Annotated in this window: 13 protein-coding genes, 1 tRNA gene and 2 rRNA genes (1 of these 16 running past the window's edge); 11 read left to right on the top strand and 5 right to left on the bottom strand. The window is 54.9% G+C overall.

What is annotated here, in order from left to right:
• The 5 genes from GOW60_RS10420 to GOW60_RS10400 all read left to right on the top strand — a co-directional run.
• Nucleotides 1–2,543: ribosomal RNA gene (locus GOW60_RS10420) — 23S ribosomal RNA — on the top strand (it extends 323 nt beyond the left edge of the window).
• A gap of 186 nt (nucleotides 2,544–2,729) precedes the next feature.
• Nucleotides 2,730–2,844: ribosomal RNA gene (gene rrf / locus GOW60_RS10415) — 5S ribosomal RNA — on the top strand.
• Between the two features lie 51 nt (nucleotides 2,845–2,895).
• Nucleotides 2,896–2,972, top strand: a tRNA-Met gene (locus GOW60_RS10410).
• Between the two features lie 682 nt (nucleotides 2,973–3,654).
• The gene (locus GOW60_RS21415) at nucleotides 3,655–6,303 is read left to right on the top strand and encodes an AsmA family protein (RefSeq protein ID WP_171229187.1); all 2,649 of its coding nucleotides are present in this window, start codon (nucleotides 3,655–3,657) and stop codon (nucleotides 6,301–6,303) included.
• A gap of 368 nt (nucleotides 6,304–6,671) precedes the next feature.
• Nucleotides 6,672–7,271: a carboxymuconolactone decarboxylase family protein gene (locus GOW60_RS10400; RefSeq protein WP_254430130.1), complete on the top strand. Its 600-nt coding sequence runs from the start codon at nucleotides 6,672–6,674 to the stop codon at nucleotides 7,269–7,271.
• A gap of 127 nt (nucleotides 7,272–7,398) precedes the next feature.
• On the opposite strand, the gene GOW60_RS10395 is transcribed toward GOW60_RS10400, so the two are convergent.
• The 3 genes from GOW60_RS10395 to GOW60_RS10385 form a co-directional block, all read right to left on the bottom strand.
• A complete protein-coding gene (locus tag GOW60_RS10395) occupies nucleotides 7,399–7,713 on the bottom strand; it encodes a DUF1244 domain-containing protein (RefSeq protein WP_152456994.1) in 315 nt (104 codons plus the stop codon).
• Nucleotides 7,714–7,800: 87 nt separating this feature from the next.
• Nucleotides 7,801–8,040, bottom strand: a complete 240-nt coding sequence (locus tag GOW60_RS10390; protein ID WP_152456995.1) for a DUF6868 family protein — start codon at nucleotides 8,038–8,040, stop codon at nucleotides 7,801–7,803.
• A 70-nt stretch (nucleotides 8,041–8,110) separates the two neighbouring features.
• Nucleotides 8,111–8,848, bottom strand: a complete 738-nt coding sequence (locus GOW60_RS10385) for an N-formylglutamate amidohydrolase (protein WP_171229186.1) — start codon at nucleotides 8,846–8,848, stop codon at nucleotides 8,111–8,113.
• Nucleotides 8,849–8,990: 142 nt separating this feature from the next.
• Between GOW60_RS10385 and pyk the strand changes: the two genes are divergently transcribed.
• The gene (pyk, locus tag GOW60_RS10380) at nucleotides 8,991–10,436 is read left to right on the top strand and encodes a pyruvate kinase (protein ID WP_152456997.1); all 1,446 of its coding nucleotides are present in this window, start codon (nucleotides 8,991–8,993) and stop codon (nucleotides 10,434–10,436) included.
• A 12-nt stretch (nucleotides 10,437–10,448) separates the two neighbouring features.
• Here pyk and GOW60_RS10375 read toward each other — a convergent pair whose 3' ends face one another.
• Nucleotides 10,449–10,910, bottom strand: coding sequence for an Lrp/AsnC family transcriptional regulator (locus GOW60_RS10375; RefSeq protein ID WP_174830357.1), 462 nt, complete (start codon nucleotides 10,908–10,910; stop codon nucleotides 10,449–10,451).
• Between the two features lie 199 nt (nucleotides 10,911–11,109).
• On the opposite strand from GOW60_RS10375, the gene GOW60_RS10370 reads away from it, so the two are divergent.
• From GOW60_RS10370 to GOW60_RS10350, 5 genes are all read left to right on the top strand, one after another.
• Entirely contained in the window at nucleotides 11,110–11,547 is a 438-nt protein-coding gene (locus GOW60_RS10370) for a universal stress protein (RefSeq protein ID WP_171229185.1), read from the top strand.
• Between the two features lie 13 nt (nucleotides 11,548–11,560).
• On the top strand, nucleotides 11,561–13,111 hold the full coding sequence (locus GOW60_RS10365) for a sodium:alanine symporter family protein (protein WP_171229184.1): 1,551 nt from the start codon (nucleotides 11,561–11,563) through the stop codon (nucleotides 13,109–13,111).
• A 183-nt stretch (nucleotides 13,112–13,294) separates the two neighbouring features.
• Entirely contained in the window at nucleotides 13,295–13,495 is a 201-nt protein-coding gene (gene rpmI / locus GOW60_RS10360; RefSeq protein ID WP_010443552.1) for a 50S ribosomal protein L35, read from the top strand.
• A gap of 14 nt (nucleotides 13,496–13,509) precedes the next feature.
• The gene (gene rplT, locus GOW60_RS10355) at nucleotides 13,510–13,875 is read left to right on the top strand and encodes a 50S ribosomal protein L20 (RefSeq protein WP_152457001.1); all 366 of its coding nucleotides are present in this window, start codon (nucleotides 13,510–13,512) and stop codon (nucleotides 13,873–13,875) included.
• Between the two features lie 126 nt (nucleotides 13,876–14,001).
• Nucleotides 14,002–15,177, top strand: a complete 1,176-nt coding sequence (locus GOW60_RS10350) for a peptidase S41 (RefSeq protein WP_171229183.1) — start codon at nucleotides 14,002–14,004, stop codon at nucleotides 15,175–15,177.
• A 91-nt stretch (nucleotides 15,178–15,268) separates the two neighbouring features.
• On the opposite strand, the gene GOW60_RS10345 is transcribed toward GOW60_RS10350, so the two are convergent.
• Nucleotides 15,269–16,660, bottom strand: coding sequence for an aspartate aminotransferase family protein (locus GOW60_RS10345; protein WP_171229222.1), 1,392 nt, complete (start codon nucleotides 16,658–16,660; stop codon nucleotides 15,269–15,271).
• Between the last annotated feature and the right edge of the window lie 163 nt (nucleotides 16,661–16,823).

Raw genomic sequence — 16,823 nt, 5'->3', positions numbered from 1 at the left:
AGAACACGTTGGGAAGCGTGGCCATAGCGGGTGACAGCCCCGTATAGGAAGCTTTGACGGACGTATTAAGTAGGGCGGAACACGTGAAATTCTGTCTGAAGATCGGAGGACCACCTTCGAAGGCTAAGTACTCCTTGCTGACCGATAGCGAACCAGTACCGTGAGGGAAAGGTGAAAAGCACCCCGACGAGGGGAGTGAAACAGTACCTGAAACCGAACGCCTACAATCAGTCGGAGGCTCCTTGCGAGCTGACGGCGTACCTTTTGTATAATGGGTCATCGACTTGGTCTCACGAGCAAGCTTAAGCCGTTAGGTGTAGGCGTAGCGAAAGCGAGTCTTAATAGGGCGCATGAGTTCGTGGGATCAGACCCGAAACCGAGTGATCTAGGCATGGCCAGGTTGAAGGTAAGGTAACACTTACTGGAGGACCGAACCCACATCCGTTGAAAAGGATCGGGATGAGCTGTGCCTAGGGGTGAAAGGCCAATCAAACTCGGAGATAGCTGGTTCTCTGCGAAATCTATTTAGGTAGAGCGTCATCCGAATACCCCGGGGGGTAGAGCACTGGATGGGTAATGGGGCCCCACAGGCTTACTGATCCTAACCAAACTCCGAATACCCGGGAGTACTAGATGGCAGACACACTGCGGATGCTAACGTCCGTAGTGGAGAGGGAAACAACCCTGACCTACAGCTAAGGCCCCCAATTCATGGCTAAGTGGGAAAGCAGGTGGGACGACCAAAACAACCAGGAGGTTGGCTTAGAAGCAGCCATCCTTTAAAGATAGCGTAACAGCTCACTGGTCTAAACAAGTTGTCCTGCGGCGAAGATGTAACGGGGCTCAAGCCATGAGCCGAAGCTTAGGATGCCGTAAGGCATGGTAGCAGAGCGTAGTGTGACATAGAACTCATCCTGTATTGCCGCCGGTTATGTGGCGCGAGTAATCGCGCTCAAGTAGCCGAATAGGCGGTAGCGCAGGATAGAGTTCTTTCGATGAAGCCGGCCTGTGAGGGATCCGGTGGAGAGATCACTAGTGAGAATGATGACATGAGTAGCGACAAAGAGTGTGAGAGACACTCTCGCCGAAAGTCCAAGGGTTCCTGCTTAAAGCTAATCTGAGCAGGGTAAGCCGGCCCCTAAGCCGAGGCCGAAAGGCGTAGGCGATGGGAACTAGGTTAATATTCCTAGGCCAGGAGGATGTGACGGATCACAGGTGTAGTTCAATCTTATCGGATTGATTGGGCTGCTGAGTGGTTCCTGGAAATAGCCCTCCATCAGACCGTACCCTAAACCGACACAGGTGGACTGGTAGAGCATACCAAGGCGCTTGAGAGAACGATGTTGAAGGAACTCGGCAAAATACCTCCGTAAGTTCGCGAGAAGGAGGCCCGGTTCCTAGGCAACTAGGGGCTGGGGGCACAAACCAGGGGGTGGCGACTGTTTATTAAAAACACAGGGCTCTGCGAAGTCGCAAGACGACGTATAGGGTCTGACGCCTGCCCGGTGCCTGAAGGTTAAAAGGAGAGGTGAGAGCCTTGAATTGAAGCCCAGGTAAACGGCGGCCGTAACTATAACGGTCCTAAGGTAGCGAAATTCCTTGTCGGGTAAGTTCCGACCTGCACGAATGGCGTAACGACTTCCCCGCTGTCTCCAACATCGACTCAGCGAAATTGAATTGCCTGTCAAGATGCAGGCTTCCCGCGGTTAGACGGAAAGACCCCGTGCACCTTTACTACAGCTTCGCACTGGCATCAGGATTGTGATGTGCAGGATAGGTGGTAGGCTTTGAAACCGTGACGCCAGTCGCGGTGGAGCCTCCCTTGAGATACCACCCTTCGCACTCTTGATGTCTAACCGCGGTCCGTTATCCGGATCCGGGACCCTGCGTGGCGGGTAGTTTGACTGGGGCGGTCGCCTCCTAAAGCGTAACGGAGGCGCGCGAAGGTTGGCTCAGAGCGGTCGGAAATCGCTCGTTGAGTGCAATGGCAGAAGCCAGCCTGACTGCAAGACTGACAAGTCGAGCAGAGTCGAAAGACGGCCATAGTGATCCGGTGGTCCCGAGTGGAAGGGCCATCGCTCAACGGATAAAAGGTACGCCGGGGATAACAGGCTGATACTGCCCAAGAGTCCATATCGACGGCAGTGTTTGGCACCTCGATGTCGGCTCATCTCATCCTGGGGCTGGAGCAGGTCCCAAGGGTACGGCTGTTCGCCGTTTAAAGAGGTACGTGAGCTGGGTTTAGAACGTCGTGAGACAGTTCGGTCCCTATCTGCCGTGGGTGTAGGAGACTTGAGAGGAGTTGCCCCTAGTACGAGAGGACCGGGGTGAACGATCCACTGGTGGACCAGTTGTCGTGCCAACGGCAGTGCTGGGTAGCTATGATCGGACAGGATAACCGCTGAAGGCATCTAAGCGGGAAGCCCCCCTCAAAACAAGGTCTCCCTGAGGGCCGTGGAAGACCACCACGTCAATAGGCCGGAGATGTAAGCGCAGTAATGCGTTCAGTTGACCGGTACTAATCGCCCGATAGGCTTGATTTGATCCAGTAATGGAAAGACAAGACCAAAGCATACACCGACCTTGACAATGGATGATCGTGTCGCACCAAGCGACACTGTTGGTTGATAATTACAACCGTGCGGGAACGCGCATTCGCAAGCGAATGCGCTGCCTCCCGCGCGCCGCCTTTTTGCAAAGCAAAAAGAGCGACGTGGGCTTTTCCTCGGTTTGGTGGTCATAGCGCAAGTGAAACACCCGGTCCCATCCCGAACCCGGAAGTTAAGCACTGCCGCGCCAATGGTACTTGGGCTTAAGCCCCGGGAGAGTAGGTCACCGCCAAACCTAGTAAAAGCCCACATCTCTCTAACACGATGACACAATAACTGACACTGGCGCGGGGTGGAGCAGTCCGGTAGCTCGTCAGGCTCATAACCTGAAGGTCAGAGGTTCAAATCCTCTCCCCGCAACCAACTTCCAGCAGCCCGTTCGATCTACAAACAGTCCACTGGACTGTTTGCTTAACGATCAAACCTCGTCAGGCTCACAACCTGAAGGTCAGAGGTTCAAACCCTGCTCCCGTAACCTGCGTCGCAATTCCCAAAACAAACCCTCAAACCAAAATCAATCCAACTGATCCAATGGATCAATGGCTTCTCCGCGACAGCCTCGCAAAACGAAACTCACAGACACAAAAGACGCATAAAACGATTCCTAAGGGCCAAATCTTATCTATTAGATTTGGATAAATGCTCTTAATCCATGATTTAACACCATACTGAGTGATATTAACGTTAAAGACGCTCGCGTACCGATTTCCATTGGCTTTTTGGTTTGGAGCCGACAACAAGCATGTCGACACTGCGGATAGACCGGCGCTTCCGACGATATTGCTGAGGGTGACAACTCTTCGCTTCTTTTAAATGTGACCCGCTCAAGCGGCGAAGTCACTTACGACCCGCTCGCCGCATGAACACCGATTGAACTATCGAGAAGACATCGCAACAAAAAATGCTCACTCAGCCAACGTGGTTATCGCTTTAGTGCACCTAAATCCATCATCTCAATGGATTACAGGCCGATGATGCACTAACAATCAACTTGGACCAGTCTGATGAGGATGCTCAAGATGACTTGGAACCTTGGGAGAGAAGCGTGAGATACGTTGTCAAAGGTGTTTTCATTTGTTGCGCTATTGCGCTTGTTTCTGTCTTTGCGGCCTGGCTATTCCTGTCCTCCGCGTTGTTTTCTTCGGTCAGGGCCACTTTTGTCGAGAACCTGATCAGTAAGAAACTTGGTCAGGATGTCAGAATAGAAGATGAAGTGCGTCTCGGTCTGGGTCGGCAGTTGCAGATATCAGCGGCGGGGTTGGTACTACCGGGGGCGCCGGAAGCAGATGCGAAGCTGGCGGCAATCGACAAACTTGAATTCGAGGTTTCCGCGCGTGACCTTTGGAACAATAAGCTTTCTCTAAGTGGCCTCTCTGTCTCGGGTCTTCACCTGAACCTGATCACTGACAAGGATGGCGTTGGAAATTGGCACTCTGTTGCTCAACCGAATGCAGCAGCTTCGCAAACCGCAAAACCTCCGACGCTGCCGGTCGCAGGAATTCTGTCGGACCGCACAGTTGAGCTGACCGACATCACCATTTTTTATCAGAATGAATTGAATGGGCTTGAACTGAATCTGCAGCTTCCTGAACTTCTTTTGAAGCGTGACGATCAAACCAACACGGCCTCTGCGGCTGGGGAAGGTTCGCTGAACGGCGAGAGGTTTGAGCTCAGCGGAACGTTTCCAGCGGAAGACCCGTTTCGGATAACAGCGGTTTTTGAACAAGTCTCTATTCTTGCCGAAGAAGTCCCTACGGAAGCCGGGCTTGAGGTGAGGACGACGATAGAGATTGTGGAACTTGGTCAGCTTCTCGACATCCTGAAACTTGATCGAGTATTGGAAGGCTCTGGGCGTATTGGCGCAACGTTCCAAACGGCTAACGGCACTTCCCGGATCGATGATCTGGCCGTGCTGGCGGAGTTGGATGGTGGTCAAAGCCTCTCGCTGAACGGGCAAATCGGGGAATTGGGAAACCCCGAAGATGTATCGCTGACAACACGTATTCGGTTGTACCCGGAAAATGCTGAACCAGCCCCCGCCGCATCACGATATGATCTTAAACTTGTTGCGGTTGATATGGTAATGGACAGTGTTCCTGGGCAGGTTCCTCAGCGACAAATGGTTATCAAAACCAACGGGTTCACATTGGACACCTCGGGCGAAGGCCCGCCTCCAATCAAGTTTTCCGAGCTATCCAGAACACCCGAAGGCGCCTTGCGTGTTGGAAGCATCAACCTAAGAATTGGGAACCCCGCTGATCCGTTTGTCATTTTGAACGGCTCGGTCGATGATGCGCTGAGGTTGCAAGGCATATCAGCTGAAGGTCTGATGGATATTCCGGCAAGCAGTCTGATCTCTCCAGAGTTGTTAGGGCCGGACGACCAGCTTGGCAGGTTTTCCGGCAACTTTCATTTGAACGGCGGCATAAATCAGCTGTCTTTAACGAATCTGGATGGCCGGACAAGCGAAACGGAAGTCTGGAATCTCGAGGTGCATGGCAAGGTCAAGAACGTGCTCAAATTCGAGGATCTGGATCTGGCAATTGATGTCGATGTCCCATCCGGGGCGGATCTGTTGGAGGCGCTGTCACTTGAACGTGTCGAAACCGGTCCTGCGCGGTTTGAAATCGGGCTTGTCAGCCAGGGCACGGATTGGAACGCAAATGCTGCTGTCGAGGTAGCCGACTCTGTCCTGCAAATCGTGGCCGATCTTGATGATGCAACAAGTGCCCCTGTATTGCGGGGTACTATTGAAAGTGAGCTGATCAAGGTAGATCAGATCCGTACCATCATTCAGGCCGTCGCACAGTTGAGGAAGTTAGGCGGTTCAGAGGCAGACGAGGAAGATGCCGATCAAGAAGACAGTGCCACCGGTCCGCTGAGAGATGTGACGCTTGAACCTATCGGCCGTTCAATTCTCTTGTCCGGTATGGATATGGATGTTGATATTGATCTTCGGCATATCGAAGGCGCCAGAGGCATAAGCAGTTTGCAGAGTGATCTGACTCTTAACGAAGAAGAGCTTAAGGCCGGGCCGTTGAAGTTTGAATACGGAGGCGCCCATTTCGACGTCAGCGGGCAAATGGATCTGTCGAATGACGCGCATCTGCTTACGTTGACCGGCAAGGCGGGCGGCTGGCAGCTGGATGACATCCTCCACAATCTGAACTTCAAAAAGGGCGCCAGCGGTACGATCTATGCTGATTTTTCGGTGACCGGCGGAACTGATTCACCAAAACACTTTGCCAACACCATGAATGGCAGCGCCACAGTTTCAATGCGGGACGGCTCGATCGAAACGCAGCTTCTGGATCTGGCGGGCCTTGGGGTCTTGCCTTGGGTATTTACAAAAGAAAAACAAAAGGTTGCGCCAATCGTATGCTTGCGCGCGCCGATCAATATTTCAAATGGAAATTTTTCGACAAAACAAACCACCCTGGAAACAGATCATGTCCAGGTTGTTGTCTTTGGCGATGTTAATGTGGCGGGAAAATCTCTGGATTTGAACCTGCAACCCCGAAAGATTGGCGAACCCCTTTCAAAAAGCCCCTGGCCAGTGACTTTGAGGGGTCCATTGTCCAAGCCGAACGTCAAGGTCAAGGATGGGCCGAAAAGGCTGAAACGATCTGATGGTGCGGATAAAATGCCGGCCAAACGAAAACTCTGCGTTCCGGATATTTTGCAGCTCCAATAGTGGGCGAGCGGCTCGGTACCTGACCGAACCCAGAGTTCGTGAAGGATCGTAATGTGACTGCTAAAGATGTCTGTTTTGGGCAAGGAGCGTGGATTGAAGGCCAAACCACGCTAGATGTCCAATGTCTTGTGGTCACCCGAAACCCCCGTGTTTGCGGCAATGGCTGGATCATCAGTCACAGGCTTCCACAGCTTCCAAAACAGGTCCAGGCACTCCATGCATGCCTAAAGCTAGCCAACAGTTTGCGCACTCTGACACCGTGCAACGCGGCAATTGACTGCAATACTCGGGGATAACACCAACTAATCCATGCCGCCTCGCGACATGCAAAAGGTTGCTTGTTTGCGAAAGCCCGGAGCCCAGCTAGGATGCAAGATACTGATTTTCGCGAGGTCGAAATGAAAAACCTGTTTCCGTCTATGCCCGAAGACGCGAATCTGGGCCACGTCTATCGCGCTTTCCCGGAGAAACTTGGACCTCTGGCAGAGTACCAAAATCGTGTCATGCGGGGCGACAGTGAACTCAGCATCGCGGAACGAGAGATCATTGCAGCCTATGTCTCCGGATTGAACGCTTGCGCTTTTTGTCATGGCGCGCACACCGTGCATGCCAAGGCTTTCGGCATTGATGTCAGCACCATCGAGGATTTGATGGATGATCTTGAAAGCGCGGATATCGACGACAGTCTAAAACCCATTTTGGCTTATTCCGGGAAATTAACAACCAGCCCCTCCCGCATGACTGAAGCCGATGCAAAAGCAGTCTACGATGCCGGCTGGTCCGAGAATGCGCTGTTTGACGCTATACAAGTTTGCGGTTTGTTCAACTTGATGAATCGTATGTTAGAGGGCACCGGAATTACCGAGTATCATTCAGATACTAATTCCGCCGGTGAAGACGTGCTCGACAACCTGCGTAGCAAAAGGTGCTACCTTGATTTTGGCAAGGCAAACGGGCTTTTCGCATGACTTCTGCTCTTTCGGTCTGGGCCAGGGGCCTCGAATAAGCGTATGGCGGGCGTGGCACAACAGCTTGAAACGGTAATCCAAATCAACAGGCCCGCCGGATCGGCGGGCCTTTTTGAGCACTGCGTTGTCAGTCTTTCGTGCCGACGTTTTCTTCGAACGCAACCTTGAAGGCGGCCTGTTTCTCGGGGCTGGCCTCGGTTTGATATTTCGATTTCCATTCATCCATCGTCATGCCGTAGAAAATCTCGCGGGCTTCATCCTTGCCCAGTTCGATTCCCTTTTCGTTTGCCGCTTCCTGATACCAGCGCGACAGGCAGTTGCGACAAAACCCGGCGAGGTTCATCATGTCGATGTTCTGAACGTCCGTGCGGTCTTCCATCAGGTGCTTTTGCAACCGGCGAAATGCGGCAGCCTGAAGTTCAATTTCGGTTTGCTTGTCCATGATCTGGCTCCGGATGGCGAATGAGTTGCTTCTGACCTAACAATCCAGTGGACCCGTTACAAGAAACGGACGTGCCGAAGCGCCTTTTCACATCAATTTCAATGCTAGCCAAGGCACGATGCAGAAAACCAGCGTCAGGATTTTGTAGTTCGCAAGATACCTGAAATAGGCGCGTTTCACATCCGGGCGTTCCATCCGAAACATCCTGCCGTGAATGTCGGCAATCCAATCCTGCAAAAGCAGAACCATCAGGGTGGTAAACAGAAGCACCGCGATATTGAGCACGGCCATCCAACCAAAAAACGTCGTCAAAAACTCTTGTGTCATGATGACCCCCTTTCCCAGTTGATATGGGACATGAAGGCCGTGCTCACAACAGCACGCGCAGGACTTGCGGTCAAAGGTCGCTGGCTTCCAATGCATCTTGCAGGATCACCGCCAATCGCTCGGCCCATTCCCTTTGCCCCGCATGGTCTGCGATCAAGTCGTTGCGCAGCTCGATCAGTGCGTTGGGGCGTCCAAACGCGGTACAGTGTTTGTCAATCGCATCCCCTGGCAGAACTCCGGTATACGGCTCGTTGACGCCAACGCACAGATCATCCTCGGCCTGAAGCCTTTCGATCAGCGGGCCAGAGAACCGCTCGTCCGAGGTGTGCAGCACGCCAATGTGCCATGGGCGCGGCTCACGACCGCGCAGCTGGCGGGTGAAGGAATGCATCGAGACGATCACAGCATGGGGCAGGGCCGCCATTTGTGCCAGCGCCTCGTGGTAGGGGCGGTAGCACATATTCAGGCGACGTTCGCGCTCGTCATCATCTGCATGGCGATTTCCGGGGATGATTGACCCGTCATAGAGCTTCATCAACAGCGTGGGATCGTCCTCACCCCGGTTCGGATCGATGACCAACCGCGAGAAATTGGCGGCAATCACCGGTGCGTTCAGGATCTCGCCCAAGTGTTTCGACACCTCATACGCGCCGACATCATAGGCGATATGGCGTTCCATATCCTCGCGCGGCAGACCGAGGTCGCCGCCATTTACGTCAGGGGGAACAGTGTTGGTTGCATGGTCGCATGTAATCAGCCAGCGAGACGGGCGATCCGCACCGTGGACGAAAAACGGGTTGTATGTCATGAGCCTGTCATCTTGTTTGCCGCTGGTGTAGGGCAGTTGCTTTGAAAAGGGAATTGCGCAATAAGCATCGAAACGATGTTTGCGGTAACATTTCGCGGAAGCCGATCTGCAAACTTGAGATGACGTAAGGAGGTCTATGCCAATGCGACGCCTAAGAAATGTGAAAATCGTGGCGACGCTGGGGCCAGCGTCAAATGACTATGACACGATTCGTGCCCTGCACGAGGCTGGCGCGGATGTCTTTCGTCTGAACATGAGCCATGGCAGCCATGATGAGATCCGCGAACGGCACAAGATTATTCGGCAGGTGGAAAAGGACCTGGACAGCCCGATTGCCATTCTGGCCGACCTTCAGGGGCCCAAGCTTCGCGTTGGTGTCTTTGCCAATGAGGCAGAGGAGCTGGAAGAAGGTGCGTCCTTCCGGCTCGACCTCGACCCTGCTGCGGGCGACATCAACCGGGTCTGCCTGCCGCATCCCGAGATTTTCGCGGCGCTTGAGCCGGGCGCGCGCCTGCTGGTGAATGACGGCAAGATCCGACTGATCGTTCAGGACTGCGGGCAGGATTTTGCAAATTGCACGGTCGAGGTGGGTGGCACGATCTCGAACCGCAAGGGTGTCAACGTTCCTGATGTGGTGCTGCCGCTGGCGGCTTTGTCGGCCAAGGACCGAGAGGATCTGGAGTTTGTCTGCCAACTGGGTGTTGACTGGTTGGCGCTGAGCTTCGTGCAGCGCGCCAAGGACGTTTTCGAGGCTCGCGCGCTTGCGGATGGCCGCGCAGCGATCCTGTCCAAGATTGAAAAACCTGCGGCAGTTGAGGCGTTTGACGACATTCTTGATGCGTCGGACGGGATCATGGTTGCACGCGGCGACCTGGGCGTGGAACTGCCTGTTTCTGCCGTGCCTCCGATCCAGAAACGACTGGTCCGTAAATGCCGTGGGGCAGCCAAGCCCGTCATCGTCGCCACACAGATGCTGGAAAGCATGATCGAAAGCCCGATGCCGACCCGTGCCGAAGTGTCGGACGTTGCGACGGCGATCTACGAAGGCACTGATGCCATCATGCTCAGCGCGGAATCGGCAGCCGGTGCCTATCCGATCGAAGCGGTGCAGACGATGAACAAGGTTGCAATCGAAGTCGAAGCCGACCCGACATATACGCAGATCATCGCGGCCTCGCGTACCGCCAAGGGAACCACCGTTGCGGACGGGATTGTTGCCGCCGCGCGTGAAATAGCCGAGAAAACCGATATCAAGGCGATCTGCTGCTTTACGCAAAGTGGCACGACAGCCGCATTGACCGCGCGCGAACGTCCCGGTGTTCCGATTATCGCGATGACGTCGCTGATGGGAACGGCGCGCAGACTCTGCCTGAGCTGGGGTTGCAACTGCGTCATGACGCCCGAGCTTGAACGGTTCAAAAGCGCGGTTGTAAACGCAGCGCGCGCCGCAAGGGCAGGGGGCTTTGCAACCGAAACCGACCAGATCGTTGTCACCGCCGGGGTGCCGTTCAACGTACCGGGTACCACCAACATTCTGCGCGTGGCACCATGTGACGAGCGACTGATCTACAGCACGGATCCCGAATAACCGGAACGGGTATCAAGGCCCGGACACCCGTTGGCCAACCGGCTCTTTCACGGCCTCCATGACCGTGAACGAGCTGGTTTGGTGAATCCCGGGCAGCTTGTTGATTTTCTCACCCAGTATCATCCGGAAATGCGCGATATCGCGGGTGCGGACAGTCAGAAGATAATCGAACGACCCTGCCACCATCAGGCAACTTTCGATTTCCGGCACATCGCGTACGGCCTCGTTGAATTTTTCCAGGGATTGCTCGGCCGTTGCGGTCAACGACACCTGTACGACGGTCAGAAGGGCCAGCCCCATTCTCTCTTTGTCGACGATGGCGCTGTAGCCCTTGATATAGCCGTTCTTTTCCAGCCGTTTCACACGCTCGGAACAGGGCGTGTTTGTAAGGTTTACGCGCGCCGCAAGCTCAACTATTGAGAGCCGGCCATTGGCCTCAAGCTCGTGCAGGATGCGTTGATCGATATTGTCCAATTCTCTACTAATCAGTAAAACTTCCTGTTATTTTAGTGCAGAACGACAATTTCCACTGAATATAGACCAAAAAAATCCCCAATTCCTAGTGAAAATTCCTGATACTTACCAATAGGGCGGTCTTATTGAAAGTTCCAAGTTCCGGCTGCCCTGCCGGGGGCACGGGCCTCGGCCAAATGAAAAATAATGGAGGAACGACATGACAACAAAGATTGTCATAGGACTCGACGGGACAGAGACCGGTGAGCGCGTGATTGCCTTTGCCAAGGATTTGGCAAAGTTGATCGGGTCGTGTGAACTGGTGGTCGCTTATGTGATCGAATGGTCCCCTTACACCTTTCAGACACCGGAAGAAAACGCACAGCGTCACAAAAGGCGGGAAGAAGAGGTTGATCTGGCAACGTCGCGGATCGTGACACCTGCCGTTGAGGCCCTCAGAGAGGCTGGTTTTGAAGCGCAGGGTGTTGTTCGCCACGGCGACGTGGCCGAGACCTTGAACGCCATTACGATGGAAATGGGCGGCTCGCAGATCGTTGTCGGCCGGTCTTCGGCGGACGGGATCAAGAAACGTATCTTCGGCAGCTCGACCCAGAACCTTGTGATGCATGCCGATGTTCCGGTCACGGTTGTGAACTGAAGGGAGGGAACAAATGAGAATGCTCAAACAACTCGGCGCCTCGATGGCGGCCGCCATTGTCGCCAGCCCTGCCTTTGCGCAAGAAGCTCCGGGGCTTGATGAAAAAATCAACCAGACTTTCGCTGATCTGACCGGTCCATTCGTCAGCTTCATCTTCGCGCCATTCCCCGGGACCAGTTTCCCATGGATCGTGATGTGGCTGGTGATCGCTGCGACGGTCTTCACGCTGTATTTTGCTTTTGTGCAGATGCGGTTTTTTGGCCACGCAATCAGTCTTGTCAAAGGTGACTATTCCGACCCCAATGATGCGGGCGAGGTCAGCCATTTTCAGGCTCTGGCCACGGCGCTTTCCGGTACGGTCGGTCTGGGGAATATCGCGGGTGTTGCTGTTGCCGTCGGCATCGGCGGACCGGGCGCAACCTTCTGGATGATCCTGGCGGGTCTTCTGGGGATGGCGTCGAAATTCACCGAATGTACGCTGGGCGTGAAGTACCGCAACGAGTACGAAGACGGCACCGTTTCGGGTGGCCCGATGTACTATATGTCCAAAGGGTTCAACGAACTGGGCTTGCCGGGTGGCAAGATCCTGGCGGTTTTGTTCTCGATCTTTTGTATCCTTGGCGCGCTGGGTGGGGGCAACATGTTCCAGGCCAATCAGGCGCATCAGCAGATCGCGGGAATCGTAGGTGACTATCCGGGCTGGATTACCGGGCTGGTCTTCGCAGCGGTTGTTTTCATGGTCATCGTCGGCGGCCTGAAGTCTATCGCACGGGTGACCGAGAAGGTGGTGCCATTCATGGGCATTCTCTATGTTCTGACCGCTTTGGTCATCATCTTGATGAATGCGGATATGATCGGCTGGGCCTTTGGTCAGATCTTCGCCGGCGCCTTCACCGGTCTGGGTGTTGCAGGCGGCATGGTCGGGGCGCTGATCCAAGGCTTCAAACGTGCGGCGTTTTCGAACGAAGCGGGTGTTGGCTCGGCAGCGATTGCGCACTCGGCTGTTCGGACCAAGGAACCGATCACTGAAGGCTTCGTTTCCTTGCTGGAACCGTTCATCGACACCGTGGTGATCTGCACGATGACCGCTTTGGTCATCATCATCACCCAGCAATTGATCATCGATCCGGAAACCGGCAACTACATGCTGAATGAGGCCGGCACGGCGATTGCCACTGTTGACGGCAACTCGGGTGTCAGCCTGACCTCTGCCGCCTTCGGCAGCGCGTTCAGTTTCTTCCCGTATATCCTGGCGGTTGCGGTGATCCTGTTTGCCTTCTCAACCATGATCAGCTGGTCCTACTATGGCCTCAAGGCCTGGACTTACCTGTTCGGTGAGGGCCACACCAAAGAGCTGGTGTTCAAGATCATCTTCTGCATCTTCGTCGTCATCGGTGCCGCAGCCAACCTTGGCCCGGTCATCGACTTCTCGGATGCGGCGATCTTTGCGATGGCGGTGGTCAACGTCTTTGCGCTCTACTTCCTGATGAAAGTGGTGCGTCAGGAGCTGGCCTCGTATTCCGAGCGCCTGAAAACCGGTGAAATCCGGAAATTCGAACACTAAACCCAATCACTGGGGCGGCCTTTGTCGCCCCAGCGCCCGATCAGCCGGCAAAAAGCGCAGAATCTGATCCAAACCCCCTTGCCAGTATGACCGAACTTGCGTAAACGGCGCTTCTGATCGCGTGACCGGCCGAGATGGCATGCCGAGTCGCGTCTGGAACCGAACCCGAAAAAGGAGACGGAAATGCCTAAGATGAAGACCAAGTCGAGCGCCAAAAAGCGCTTCAAGGTGACTGCGACCGGTAAGGTCCTTGCTGGCCAGGCCGGCAAACGGCACGGCATGATCAAGCGGACCAAGAAATTCATCCGCGACGCCCGTGGCAACACCACCCTGTCCGCCCCCGACGCCAAGATCGTCAAGGGCTACATGCCCTACGACCGCTAAGAGGAGATTAAGAGATGTCCCGCGTTAAAGGTGGAACCGTAACTCACGCCCGTCACAAGAAGGTCATCAAGGCCGCCAAAGGTTACTATGGCCGCCGCAAGAGCACCTTCAAGGTTGCCCGTCAGGCCGTCGACAAGGCCAACCAGTATGCAACCCGCGACCGCAAGAACCGCAAGCGCAACTTCCGCGCCCTGTGGATCCAGCGGATCAACGCTGCTGTGCGTTCGCATGACGAGGCCCTGACATATTCCCGCTTCATCAACGGCTTGAACCTGGCCGGCATTGAAGTGGACCGCAAAGTTCTGGCCGACCTGGCCGTGCACGAACCGGAAGCGTTCGGCGCGATCGTCGCCAAAGCTCAGGCAGCTCTGACCGCCTGATCCTCTTTCGAGAGACAGTGAAAGAAAGGCCGTCCCATTTGGGGCGGCTTTTTTGCTTTCCATAGATTGGACGTCGGTGTTAAGCACACTCTGGACATCGTCCAGCAGTCGTGCGCACCTTAAACTATGTCGCTGGTACAAGACTTTGAGCAAGTTTTAGAAACTGCCTTGCCACGCGATCCCAGCTTTCGGCGGATCGAACAGACGGCGATAGACAGTTGCATTAGTGATGCCCGAAGATACGCTTCAGAAGGTCTAAAAGAGGCCTTTCTGTTTTCAACAATGCGCCTACTGGCACTTCCCGACAACGGGCACACACGGCTGATTCCGAATGATGCCATCTCGGTGCTCCCGCTGAGATTCGTGAGCATCGGAACTGCCATCCAGTTAGTTGGTACGGCACCAGAAACAACGGCGCCCAGAGGAAAGCTGGTTGCAGTCAACGGCACACCGTTAAGTCAAATCGAAGCCGCCTCAGAAACATTTCTGGCAGGAACGCGCCAAAGGAAACGGGTAATCGGATCGATTATACTCGTGTGGCCCTATGCTTTGGCTCGTCTCGGTTTTTCCTCAAAAGACGAAACGACCGAGTATCGCGTGCAAGACGAGAACGGTCAGATATCCGGATTCAAAGTGGAAAACGGTCATACGGTTCCTGCATCAACGCTCTACCCGAGAAACGAGCATGGCCGGGCCGATCCGGCTTGGACACCCGAGAGACTTGTGGAGACTAAGGGCTGGCGGGGACTTGGGCTTTCGATACTGTTGCCCAGTTTTCTCGATTCAGGAGAAGGTGCGCTGCCGAAAGCCATCTCAAGTGCAGCAGAACAAGTAAGCGTTTGCTCGGAAAAAACGCTCTTGATTGACATTCGTGGAAACACCGGTGGCGACTTTCTCAAAACGATGCCCTTGATCGACGCCATCTGTGAAAACGCAAGCAGGCAGGTTGTTGTGCTTGTCGATAAATTCACGTTTTCGGCTGCGATAGTTTTTGTCGCCATCCTCAAACATCGATTGGGACCTAGGCTCAAGCTCATAGGGGAAGAAATGGGTGACGGGTTGACGTTTTTTGCCGAGGGAGGTTCGCTCGATTTGCCCACCAGCGGGGCGGTCGTTCGATACTCATCGGCTTTTCATGATTGGGAGAACGGAACCAGCGATGAAACCACACCAGCCGAGATCGCGCGGCAACTAGTTCCGGCTGGAACACTGGATTTGGATTGGGAATTGATCACCGAACCTACCGCTGACGATGCACACGGCGCGTTCTATCAACGAATTCTCAGAAGTCTGAGAAATTAGACGAATGGCAGGAAAGCCCGCGTAGATGCCACGCGAACGCAAAAAAACCGGCGCATTCAGCACCGGTTTTCATAGGTTCCGTTAAGGGAACTTACCCGAACACACGCCCCAGCGCGCCATCGACCGCGTCGGTGATCTGGTCGATGTCATCGGCCGTGGCGATCAGGGCGGGCGAGAAGCACAGCGTGTTGTTGCGGCTTGGGATCGAGCGGTTCGTGACACCGATGATCACACCCTGGTTCATACAGTCGGCCACAACCGCCTGCGCCAGTTTCTCGTCCACGGGTTCTTTCGAACCACGATCTGCGACCAGCTCGGCACCCAGGAACAGGCCCTTGCCGCGCACGTCGCCAATGACCTTGTGTTTTTCCATCAGCGCCTGAAGGTTGCCCATCATGCGGTCACCCATGGCGGCGCAATTGCCCAGCAGGTTTTCATCCTCGATGATGCGCATGTTTTCGATCGCAGCAGCCGGACCGGCAGTGCAGCCACCAAAGGTCGAGATGTCGCGGAAATAGCTCATCGGGTCCGACGCGTCGTCCTTGAACATGTCAAAGACTTCCTCGGTGGTGACCATGCAGGCAATCGCGGCATAGCCCGAGGCGACGCCCTTGGCCATGGTCACGAAATCCGGCTTGATGCCGTATTGCTGATAACCGAACCATGTGCCGGTGCGGCCCACGCCGCAGACAACTTCGTCGATATGCAGCAGCACGTCGTATTTCTTGCAGATCTCCTGCACGCGCTGCCAGTATCCTTCGGGCGCTTCGATCACGCCGCCACCTGCGGTCACCGGCTCGAGGCACAGTGCGCCGACGGTGTCGGGGCCTTCGCGCAGGATGACCTGTTCGATCTGATCTGCGGCCCATTCGCCAAAGTTCTCTTCGGGGGCGCCGTCCAGTTCGTGCTTGCGGTATTCCATGCAGTGGGGCACGCGCACGAAATCAGGCGCAAAGGGGCCGTATTGTGCGGTGCGCTCGTCCTGACCGCCTGCCGACATCGTCGCCAGAGTCGAGCCGTGATAATCGCGGTCACGATACAGGATCTTGGTCTTCTTGCCGCCGTACTTCTTGTGCGCGATCTGGCGCACCATCTTGAACGCCTTCTCGTTCGCTTCAGAGCCCGAGTTGGTGTAGTATACGCGGCTCATGCCGGGCATCTTGTCGATCAGTTGCTCGGCAAAGATCGCGCCGGGGATCGAGCCGGCCGAATTGGCGAAATAGCACAGCTTCATCAGCTGGTCGTAAACGGCTTTGCAGATCGATTCGCGGCCATAGCCGACGTTGACAGTCCAGACGCCGCCGGAAACCGCATCCAGATGCTCTTTGCCTTTCTGGTCCCAGACGCGCATGCCCTTGCCTTCGACAATGATGCGGGGGTCATTGGTTTCAAAGGGTTTGTGCTGGATCAGATGATGCCAGATATGGGCGCGGTCGGCTTCGACCACGCGGGAAAGATCGTTTTCGTTGAACGTGCCGTCCATGACAAGTCCTTTCAGTGAGGTGCGGTGCACAGGGTGCGGAAATGGCGTGCCCCGGCATATGTTTAAGATGCTTCAGATCACCGCGAATGGCCGGATCTAAGTAGGGCCAGATCGCACCATCCCGTATTGCCAGTCAATAAGGGTACCGTAATACTACGGATTT

It is taken from the genome of Ruegeria sp. HKCCA4008 (assembly GCF_013033125.1).
GTDB lineage: Bacteria > Pseudomonadota > Alphaproteobacteria > Rhodobacterales > Rhodobacteraceae > Ruegeria.
This window is presented reverse-complemented; position numbering and strand designations above follow the sequence as displayed.

What these genes read in the sequence shown, in the direction of transcription:
- GOW60_RS10400 (WP_254430130.1), top strand. Translation starts at nt 6,672, where the DNA reads ATGCAAGATACTGATTTTCGCGAGGTCGAAATGAAAAACCTGTTTCCG.
- GOW60_RS10395 (WP_152456994.1), bottom strand. Translation starts at nt 7,713, where the DNA reads ATGGACAAGCAAACCGAAATTGAACTTCAGGCTGCCGCATTTCGCCGG.
- GOW60_RS10390 (WP_152456995.1), bottom strand. Translation starts at nt 8,040, where the DNA reads ATGACACAAGAGTTTTTGACGACGTTTTTTGGTTGGATGGCCGTGCTC.
- GOW60_RS10385 (WP_171229186.1), bottom strand. Translation starts at nt 8,848, where the DNA reads ATGACATACAACCCGTTTTTCGTCCACGGTGCGGATCGCCCGTCTCGC.
- pyk (WP_152456997.1), top strand. Translation starts at nt 8,991, where the DNA reads ATGCGACGCCTAAGAAATGTGAAAATCGTGGCGACGCTGGGGCCAGCG.
- GOW60_RS10370 (WP_171229185.1), top strand. Translation starts at nt 11,110, where the DNA reads ATGACAACAAAGATTGTCATAGGACTCGACGGGACAGAGACCGGTGAG.
- GOW60_RS10365 (WP_171229184.1), top strand. Translation starts at nt 11,561, where the DNA reads ATGAGAATGCTCAAACAACTCGGCGCCTCGATGGCGGCCGCCATTGTC.
- rpmI (WP_010443552.1), top strand. Translation starts at nt 13,295, where the DNA reads ATGCCTAAGATGAAGACCAAGTCGAGCGCCAAAAAGCGCTTCAAGGTG.
- rplT (WP_152457001.1), top strand. Translation starts at nt 13,510, where the DNA reads ATGTCCCGCGTTAAAGGTGGAACCGTAACTCACGCCCGTCACAAGAAG.
- GOW60_RS10350 (WP_171229183.1), top strand. Translation starts at nt 14,002, where the DNA reads ATGTCGCTGGTACAAGACTTTGAGCAAGTTTTAGAAACTGCCTTGCCA.
- GOW60_RS10345 (WP_171229222.1), bottom strand. Translation starts at nt 16,660, where the DNA reads ATGGACGGCACGTTCAACGAAAACGATCTTTCCCGCGTGGTCGAAGCC.